At 62.1% G+C, this 8,985-nt stretch carries 9 protein-coding genes; 4 read left to right on the top strand and 5 right to left on the bottom strand.

Features of this window, described 5'->3' with window-relative positions:
• Positions 1–265: 265 nt before the first annotated feature.
• From HNR11_RS14395 to HNR11_RS13815, 4 genes are all read left to right on the top strand, one after another.
• Positions 266–640 (top strand): Na+/H+ antiporter subunit E, encoded by a 375-nt coding sequence (locus HNR11_RS14395; RefSeq protein ID WP_179443128.1) that lies wholly within the window; start codon positions 266–268, stop codon positions 638–640.
• On the top strand, positions 637–933 hold the full coding sequence (locus tag HNR11_RS13825) for a monovalent cation/H+ antiporter complex subunit F (protein ID WP_179443127.1): 297 nt from the start codon (positions 637–639) through the stop codon (positions 931–933). Before HNR11_RS14395 ends, HNR11_RS13825 begins: the two co-directional genes overlap by 4 nt.
• Entirely contained in the window at positions 930–1,277 is a 348-nt protein-coding gene (gene mnhG, locus HNR11_RS13820) for a monovalent cation/H(+) antiporter subunit G (protein ID WP_179443126.1), read from the top strand. Before HNR11_RS13825 ends, mnhG begins: the two co-directional genes overlap by 4 nt.
• Positions 1,278–1,810: 533 nt before the next feature.
• Entirely contained in the window at positions 1,811–2,824 is a 1,014-nt protein-coding gene (locus HNR11_RS13815; protein ID WP_246310693.1) for a DUF368 domain-containing protein, read from the top strand.
• Between the two features lie 387 nt (positions 2,825–3,211).
• Here the strand turns inward: HNR11_RS13815 and HNR11_RS13810 are convergent, their stop codons facing one another.
• The 5 genes from HNR11_RS13810 to HNR11_RS13790 all read right to left on the bottom strand — a co-directional run bounded on the left by HNR11_RS13810 (position 3,212) and on the right by HNR11_RS13790 (position 8,980).
• Positions 3,212–3,388, bottom strand: coding sequence for a hypothetical protein (locus HNR11_RS13810; protein WP_179443124.1), 177 nt, complete (start codon positions 3,386–3,388; stop codon positions 3,212–3,214).
• A gap of 69 nt (positions 3,389–3,457) precedes the next feature.
• Positions 3,458–5,101, bottom strand: coding sequence for a hypothetical protein (locus HNR11_RS13805; RefSeq protein ID WP_179443123.1), 1,644 nt, complete (start codon positions 5,099–5,101; stop codon positions 3,458–3,460).
• Positions 5,098–5,739: a hypothetical protein gene (locus tag HNR11_RS13800; RefSeq protein WP_179443122.1), complete on the bottom strand. Its 642-nt coding sequence runs from the start codon at positions 5,737–5,739 to the stop codon at positions 5,098–5,100. Before HNR11_RS13800 ends, HNR11_RS13805 begins: the two co-directional genes overlap by 4 nt.
• Positions 5,736–7,247 carry an SCO6880 family protein gene (locus HNR11_RS13795; RefSeq protein ID WP_179443121.1) on the bottom strand — a complete coding sequence of 504 codons (1,512 nt, stop codon included), beginning with the start codon at positions 7,245–7,247 and terminating at the stop codon, positions 5,736–5,738. Before HNR11_RS13795 ends, HNR11_RS13800 begins: the two co-directional genes overlap by 4 nt.
• Positions 7,244–8,980, bottom strand: coding sequence for a hypothetical protein (locus tag HNR11_RS13790; protein ID WP_179443120.1), 1,737 nt, complete (start codon positions 8,978–8,980; stop codon positions 7,244–7,246). Before HNR11_RS13790 ends, HNR11_RS13795 begins: the two co-directional genes overlap by 4 nt.
• Positions 8,981–8,985 lie beyond the last annotated feature (5 nt).

Here is an 8,985-nt window from a genome sequence, read left to right as displayed (position 1 = left end):
ACCAGGCCACTTCCGCGATCATGCCTGACCGCACCGACCCTGGAAGTGACCGACTACGAACCAGGGTTAAACACCCAAGAGGAGGAAAAAACAAACCTGGCGACCATGGCGGACGGGTCCCTCGGAGACTGATTGCGCCAGCGGCCACGCTGGCGCTGCTGACCATCTGCATAGGGCTCGGGGCCGATGTTGTACTTGGCCTGGCCGAAACTGCAGCGCAGGGGCTGTCCAACCCAGAGGCGTACACACAGGCTGTGGTGAGCCCATGAAGCGACGCCTGACCCAACTACTGAGACTCCCAGGATTCCTCGTCTACTTCTTGGTGCAGATGTTTCGAGCCAACTGGCAGGTTGCTGTGGATATTCTCACGCCAGGATCTGCATTGACCCCCGGAGTGGTGGCCTACCCGGCGCGATCTCGCAGCGCGTGGGAACTGACCCTCTTATCGAACTTGATCACCCTGACACCAGGCACCTTGACCATAGACGTGGAGACGAACAACGGTCAGCACGTGCTCTACGTGTTGGGCCTCTACGCCCCTTCCGACCCGAATAGGTTCCGTCAACAACTCGAAGAACTAGAGGGCCGGATGCGCCTTGTCACTGTCGGGGTTAGTCGCGACGAAGGGAGGCACCAGTGACTCCTGAAGAGTTCCTAGGAGTCGAGATCCTAGGTCTAACAATTTCAGCGATAGTGCTCGTCATTCTGGCTCTCACGCTTCTGCCGGCCATGTGGAGGGTCGCACTGGGACCAGCTGATGCTGATCGCGCAGTAGGCGCAGACCATGTTTTCTTCGTCCTGGTGGCTTCTATTGCAATACTAGGCTTGGCGTGGGAGAGAGACCTGTTGTTCGACTTGGTGCTGGTGGGAACCCTCGTCGGGTTCATTTCCGCCTTGATTCTTGCCCGATTCCTGGGAAGGAGACGTCAGTGAGCTCCGAGGCTACGATCCTTAGCACTGCTCAAACATTACTTGGAGCTTCTGCCCTGGTCCTGGGGCTCGCGCTGTTTGTGATTGCCGCCGTAGGTCTATTGCGGTTTTCAGACGCTTACACGCGGCTGACCGCAGTAACGAAGTCTGGCACGCTTGGGATCTGTCTCATGCTGCTGGGCACGCTAGTGCTTGATCCTTCTATCGCGAACCTGATCACACTGGGCCTTGCAATACTGCTGCAGCTGATGACGGCTCCGGTGGGTGGCTTTGCGCTAAGCCGCGCAACCTTCAGATCAGGAGTTCCTCTCCCCGAGGTGCAGTACAACGAGCTTCCGAAGATCTAGCAACCTCAGTCGCCTCGGTTCGCGCTGGCTCTGGGGAGGAATCCCTCAGAAGGTTCGTCAAACAGTACCGCTGAGTTCACACCGATCCGCGGACAATGGGGCCTCGTGATGCTGAGGGATGGTAAGTCGCCCGCCTGCTTCGAGCTGCTCCAGTAAAAGGAGGAACAGTTTCTCGGTCTCTGCCTCGTTCACGGTTGACGAGTAGATGAACAACTGCGGTGTCGAGGCGTTAATCCACACTGAGACTTCATCCCCTACCGGGAGCCCCGCGGCTCCGTGCAGGCTGTGAACTGTAAACCCGGTGTTCCGCTGCAGATACTCATTTACGGCTCGATCAACCGCCTTGATAAAGGGGTCCCCACCGTACACTTTGAACGTGTCCTTTCCGGACTGGATCTTCCAGGTAGCGACAGTTCCTCCTCCATCGATGTCACCGTTGACCTAGACCAGCCTACCGAGAAGGAATGCAACACATAGGTACAGCGATTCGTCAGAACCGCCCTACCCAGTTCCTTGCCCCGGACGCTGGGGCCTTGTCGTTCTTCGTTTCACACTTCATCGAGGAGTACATCATTACAGTCGAGTCTTCCCAGTCCTCAACTCCTCCTGAGGCGAAGCCCATAGCTGCTGGTGAGTCAGCGCTCTCGGCTCGCCGTACCTCGCTGCCGGGGAACCTGATCCGCGGCGCGATGATCGGCACGGTGGAGACCGTGCCCGGAGTCTCCGGCGGCACCGTGGCGCTGGTGGTCGGGATCTACCGCCAGCTGATCGATTCAGCCTCCCACGTGGTCTCCGCCGGCAAGGCGCTGATCACCGGTCCGGACCGTCGGGCGGGCTTCATACACCACCTGCGCCAGGCCGAGTGGAAGATCATCATCCCGGTCATGATCGGTATGGTGATCGCCGTGTTCACCGTGGCGGGCCCCATGGCCACGGCGGTGGAGACCTATCCCGAACTCACCCGCGCGACCTTCTTCGGCATGGTGCTGGCCTCGATCTTCGTGCCGCTGCAGATGGCCTGGTTCGACCGGTCCGGGCCGTTGAAGGTGTCTCATCTGTTCGCCGGGATCCTCGCCGCAGCCCTGACCTTCTGGCTGGTCTCGCTGCCGGCCACGTCCATGGAGCCCACCTGGTACGTGATCCTGCCCGCGGCCGCCATCGCCGTGTCGGCGCTGCTGCTGCCCGGGCTCTCCGGGTCCTTCCTGCTGCTGACCTTCGGGCTCTATGAACCGACCCTGCGCGCCGCTGCTGACCTCGACCTCGGCTACCTGAGCATCTTCGCGCTGGGCCTGGCGCTGGGCATGATCTGCATCGTCAAGGGCTTGAAGTGGCTGCTCGATCATCGGCACCGGATCACCATGATCGTGCTCACCGGGGTGATGGTCGGGGCGCTGCGCACGCTGTGGCCCTGGCAGGACGAAGCCAGGGGACTGCTGGGCCCAGGTGAGAACCTCGGACTGGCCCTGGGGCTGGGAGCCGCAGGGTTCGCCGTCGTGCTGGTGCTGGTGCTCCTGGACTACCGGCTGTCCCAGCGCCAGATGCGATAGCTCTACACATGGCACCGAGTATCTGAATCTCACTAGAGGTCGTCCTGTCCCAAATAATAGGGCCTAAGAGCCTCAACAGTTCGCGAGCGAGTACTGTCGCGGGGGTCGGGGACCTTTCGCGCCAAGGACTTGGCTGATGCGATTGTGGAGGTGCGTCCTATGCGCCGGCGCAGAAATAGGTGGAATGTATGTCCCCTAGCCCGACTTTGCCCGTTGACTCGCCGAACATCGACCGGTTCTCTCAGGTAACTTCGAGGGTACGCCTTTGCCGAACAGCGTTCTGTAGAAACGTATCCCGGTATTTATGATTACTCCCAGGTCTGCGTTAGCGCCCGCATCCGAGATGACTGACAACGCAACTCAACCGCCCGCTGACGTGAGAACCATTCACGCTACGACATGACGACCTACCACTTTGAGTCCTGTGGATCGTTGGACCTGGATCTCCGCTGTGTCCTGATCCGCGATAAGGCTCGGCGCGTCGAGTCGCATCGTGATCGTGTTGTCGAGGCCGGCGAGGTACTCGGTGATTGACCCGCTGCGCTTGCCCTGCAGATCGTTCACGTCTTCGACGGACGAGGCTCGTTCTAGGACGACGACGATTTGGTGCTGGTGTCGGACATTTCGTCTCTGCTATTGACTAGCAGGCGTCCCATTCCGGGAGGTCATCCATGCTTGGTTGGTGTCGGTCACCGCGATCTCGGCTTTGACCTGCACGACCTTAAAAGGAATCCCTGGCCGCTTACCCGTCTTGAGGATGAACTTGCCCGTGTGCGGACGTCGTTCAGTCCCCACTCCCCCACCAGAATCATCAGTCCAGTCCGTGATCCAGGACTTCTCCGTGTTAGACAGGGCGAACACGGTCTCTAGGTTACCCATCTCATCGGGCGCGAGCCCGCCCAGGAACACCATCTCCGAACGGTTCACGAACCCCCACGCCACATCGGTCAACGTCTCGGACGAGAGCTTCAAGTCGTTCATAGTGTGAGTAATCATGATCTGCCCGATCCCCCTCCCCCGGTTGAGCCTGGTCAGGGAGTCCACGAAGTACACCATCTGCTCAGATGCCCGCAGCACCTTCCACAGCTCATCCATCACCAGAAGATAGTGCTTCGGCGGAATGCCTCGATCCGTGGTCACGATCTTCTCCGTGGCCACGGTGACCGTGCCAAGGTTCCAGCACAACGACTGCACCGCAGCCATGAGAACGCTGTCGTTCTCATTGACCCCGGACACATCGAAGACCACCGGCTTACCCGGGATGATGTGGGCTGAGGTTGGCTGCGAAAACAGATCCCCGTAGAGCCCATCTGGTCCCATCGAGATCAGCGCATCGAGAAGGCCCTGCACGCGAGCGTCATAGGCTTCGCTGTCATCGTGGGTCAGGGTTAGGTTCCGCAAAGTTACCGGCCGGGACCGGATGAACTCGGTCAGTTCCGGAATCAGCACAGGAGTCGCCAGATCCGGGTCCAGGGTGCGGATCGCGTGGGAAAGAATCGTGATCTCGTGCGGTTGAAGGCTGCGCCTGGCGAACATCGCCACCAGCCCACTCATCAACGAAAGCTGCTGCGTGCGCAGATCGTTGAGCCCTTCTTCCCGCGCGTTCTCATTCTGCACATCGGCCAACGCGGCCGCGAAGGTCGAGACGTCCATAGGGTTGATATGCGACCGCCCAGGCGCGAACTCGATCACCTGACCGTCCGCTGCGCGAATGAGGTCCACATAATCGGGCCGCGCGTCAGAGAGCGCCATAGGGATGATGCCCCAATCTAGGAGCACCGCGACCATGCGCTTGACCAGTGAGGACTTCCCCAGGCCCGGTTGCCCCAGCACGAACGCCGAAGGGTTACGGATCAGCTCAGATGTGAACCAAGAAATTGGGTCCGCGCAGACCAGAGACCGGCGCCGCAAATCCACGCCCAGCGGCGCGCCCACCAGATCCACCCCAGACCCGGCGATAAACGGCCAGTAGCCACAGAGCTGCACGCTGGTGCCTTGCAGCTCATAGGGTCGCTCCACGAAGCCCATAGGCCCACCACCACGACGATTCCAGCCCGTTGCCCCAGGACGGGAAAGACTCCCCTGCCGGTCTGCACTGATCTGCGCCAACACCCGGCGCAGCCCCTTGAACGGCTTGTCTTCCGCGCGAGCTCGTCGGTCCTCTCGCGCGAGTCTGGCCGCATCACGCTTGGATAAGACAAGTCCCGATTCCTCCGAACCCAAGGACGCTCCCGCGGTACCGGCATCCGAAGCGCGTGGGTGTTCCTTGCGAATCATGTGTGCTCCTGGGGTTGTGGATACCGGCGAATCAGGCGTTGCCACACGCTGGCGCGTTCCATCGCAGCTAAACGCTCCTTCAGAGTGTCTATCTCGAGTTGGAGGCACTCGTTGTGTTGCTGGAGCTTGCCAACATCAGTCGGGTTTGCCATGGGGCCGTGTTCGAGAAGGATGCGGAGCTGACCTGCGTGTTTGGCATAAGTCACCAACGGCCCCAGAACAACAGCAGAGGCCAAGATGCCCAGAACGGCGTCGTTGAAGGCGACTGCGAAGTTCAGGTTGGCTACTGCTGTAACTAAACAGAACGAGAAGACCAAAGAGCGTTCCGGCGTCAGTGCCTCGTGAACAACCTCTGCAGGCAGATCTGCTTGTCTTGCTGGCCACCAACGCAACCAAAGTGAACTCACTAACATCACCGTAAGGGCCGCGAGAAACACCAGCAGAGCCATACCCGGAACATAGCTAGGACCCCGGGTGTCTATCACGAGTAGCGGGATAACGAGCACGGCCAGCGTTGCCGCGAATGACCCCGTGAGGCAGAGAAACAACACCCCGTAATACCGGTCTCGAAAATTCGCACTTCGCTTCTGCCGTTTCTTCTCTGGCCCCATGGGCGCTTCCCGAGCGGTATGGGTCATGAGAAGAAGTCTTGGATTTCATCGTTGAGCAGCATGTGATCCGGCAACACCACACCCAGCGGCAAGCCAGCTTGGAAGGTCACCGCCTGATTGGCGAGTGCTTTGCGCACCCTCAGACGTGTTCTCGAGAACAGGGCAGGCACTTCTTTATCCAGTCGACGGAACTGCTCAGGATCAGTCACCGAGACGGTGACGATGGTCCCGAACCGGGCCACACCGGCCCCCATCGTTTCTTCCTGCGCCGACTTCAGCGCTGCTTTCTGTCGCTGTACCGCCCGGACTGAGACCCGCTGCTGAGATCCGCCGAAGGTCGCTTCCTTGATCTCGCGCTGCACCAGATCCGTGGTCCGGTCGATAGGCACCGGACGGTAGAGCAGAGTGACGCGCTTGCGCAGCACCCCCGGCATCGGCTCTAGGAGCCGGCGCAGAGAATCATGGGTGAAGGTGCCGCGCGGCTCTTCGTAGAGCGTCCAGGACGAGGAAAAGACCCTGTCGTGCTTGTAGTAATCGAAGAGATCCGCAGCATAGGACGGGCCAGCGTCAGCCCACCGAAGGTTGGTGCCACCGTCCATCTGGGCTTCCTCCACCGCTGAGGCGGTGGTCGGGTCATAGGCCACACGGGTGAAGTCGATGATCTCCTGAGCCGTGCACGCCCGCACGACCCCGGCCCCGGTGGAATGCAGACCACCGAGGATTCCGGGGAGCCGGTCGCCAATGTCTATCGCCATTTCCTCGCGGCCGCGATCCTTGTTCGCCTCGAAGGCTTTACCGTCGAAGGTCACCGTGAGCCGCACCGTCATTTCCGGTGCGCCGTGGTCATACCCGTTGGCGATCCCGTCGGTGACGATCCGCGCGAACTCCGGTCCACCATCGGCCCGGTTATGGGAGAGCAGCCGGCGCAGCCGCAGCCCGGAATCGGGCGCGGATTCGATGGTCACCGAGGCCCCGCGGACTCCGTCCTCTTGGCCGCGAGCTTGGAGCCAGCCACCCCAGTGAGCCACCTGACGATTCACCGAGTCACCATCCACCAGCGCGTCACCATCTGGACGCGCCTCGATGACCACCGAGTAGTTATAGGCACCGCGCCCGGAGGTGCGCAGTAGCCCGAAGGGCTGATTCGAGCTATCCAAGTGCTCAGTCAGTTCGGTATCTGCCATGAGCCCAGGAAGCCGCGTAGCTCCATCGGGGGTGAACCCGGTAGGGCCCGAGATATAGAGGTGCTTGCCGGACTTCTCTTTACGTCGTTGCGCGATTTTCAGCATCTTTCTCCCATAGATCGAGCGGCCCTGCCGCTTGGTGGCCACCAACAGCACTGCACCGAGCACGCCCACGCCGATGACCACGCCAGCCGCAGCCGCGCGGCCGGTGGCCATAAGGACGATGGACACGAGGATGAAGGGCACCCCGGCCAGTGAGACACCCAGGGAGAGCCCCAGGATGCCGGTGCGCTGAGGGTGGCGAAGATTGCCGTACACGCCAGGGATAACCCCGGAAGTGGTATTGGTCATGCGCCTGTCTCCCCATCGTCGCCTTCAACCGCCCTGTTGATCCCGGCACCAGAAGCGGTGCCGGTATCAATGACGTTCTTGAGCTGCTGTGTCTTGGCGGCAGTCGATCCACCGGACTTCCCGCCCGAGTCGCCGCCAGTACTTGGCGCAGCGCCCGAGGCGGCAGATCCGCCACCAGATCCGTTCTCGCTGGCTGCGCCAGCGCCGGAGGATTCCGCGCCGCCGGGAGTCCCGGCGTCCACGCCAGAACCACCCGAGCCGCCGCCGGTCTCGAAACCGCCAGAGCCAGAGCTACCGCCGGTCGAAGATGCCCCGGCCGGAGTTGCCCCACCGTGGTCACCGCCGGCAGATCCGCCCGAGGAAGCACCACCAGCGGAACCCGCGCCGCCCGACGAGGAAGCGCCCTCGCCGGTCGAATCAGCGCCGCCCGCTGCGCCGCCGACCCCGGAGTCCCCGGAGCCACCGTCAGCAGGACCGGACTCACCATCAGAGGCGGGAGCAGCCCCAGCAGGACCACCGCCGGAAGCGGAGTCACCAGCACCAGCTCCACTCTCGCCAGCACCGCTGGCAGCCTGTCCAGTGCCTCCACTAGCAGCCCCGGAGGAACCACCCCCAGCAGCTGCATAGCCAGCTGCACCGGAGGCACCGGCAGACGCCGCGCCACCACCGGCCGCGCCAGCAGCGCCGGCACCACCGCCAGCCGCTGCGCCTCCACCAGCAGCAGCGCCACCGGCCATGGCAGGGGCGGCAGCGCCACCAGTTCCAGCGACCACGGCGGCACCAGCCGCGACCGTGGCCGCACCCGCGACAGCTGCGCCACCGCCGAAGGCGGCAGCGCCCATCGCGGCCGCAGGGGCCACGAACTTGATCAGGGCCGGCAGGGCAAGGCCCGCGAGGGCGAGAATGAGCATCCCGGTCATCGCCGCAGCGTAATTCTGCAGCTCACCACCGAGTCCGTCGATCTCTGAGTCCTGGGTCATCATGCGCAGCCCGAGCGCGTAGATTCCGGCTGCAACTGGCTTGAAGAGCAGCAGGGCGATAAGCCAGCCGTTGATCTTCTGGAATGCCTGTTTACCTGAGACCGAGCCGGTCGAGGCAGCGACCACGGGGAGGAAGGCGAGCAAGACGAGGATCACGACGTCGCGAAAGATCATCAGCAAGAAGTTCATGATCGCGCCGAAGAACGTCAGCAGGGACACGATCAGGTACACCCCGATGTTCTGCCCCATATCACCGACCGGAGCTGCCAGGATCTCTAGGTTCGCGTCACCGTCCGTGGCGCGGTCTAGGAGCCATGCGGCGGTGCTGTCTCCGGCGGTGAGCAGCGCGCCGATAGCTACGGCGTAGACCCCGGTGACCACGATGAGGGTCACGACCGGGGCGAAGGCGGTGATGATCTTCTTGAAGTCCATGCTGAGCAGCATCCTGCCCAGCCCGAGCAAGAACCCGATGATCGCGAAGGCCGCGATGAAGTAACCCGTATCAGCCTGGATCGAGGCCACCGCAGGGTTATCCAGGTCCGGCCCTGGTGCGTTCATCCACCAGGTCGAGATCATCTCCAAAAACGCCACAGCTCCATTGGCCAGACCTTGGGCGACCGCCTCTAAAGCGGCGGTTGCCGCACCGCCTGCGATCGCTTGGGTGCCGCCTATAAGCCCCTCAGCGATCTTGCAGGCGCCGTTATCCCATCCACACGCGGAACCTTCTTCCTCAGCGGTGGCTAGGAGAGTCATCAGGA

It is taken from the genome of Nesterenkonia sandarakina, from assembly GCF_013410215.1.
In the GTDB taxonomy this organism is placed as follows: Bacteria; Actinomycetota; Actinomycetes; order Actinomycetales; family Micrococcaceae; genus Nesterenkonia; species Nesterenkonia sandarakina.
This window is presented reverse-complemented; position numbering and strand designations above follow the sequence as displayed.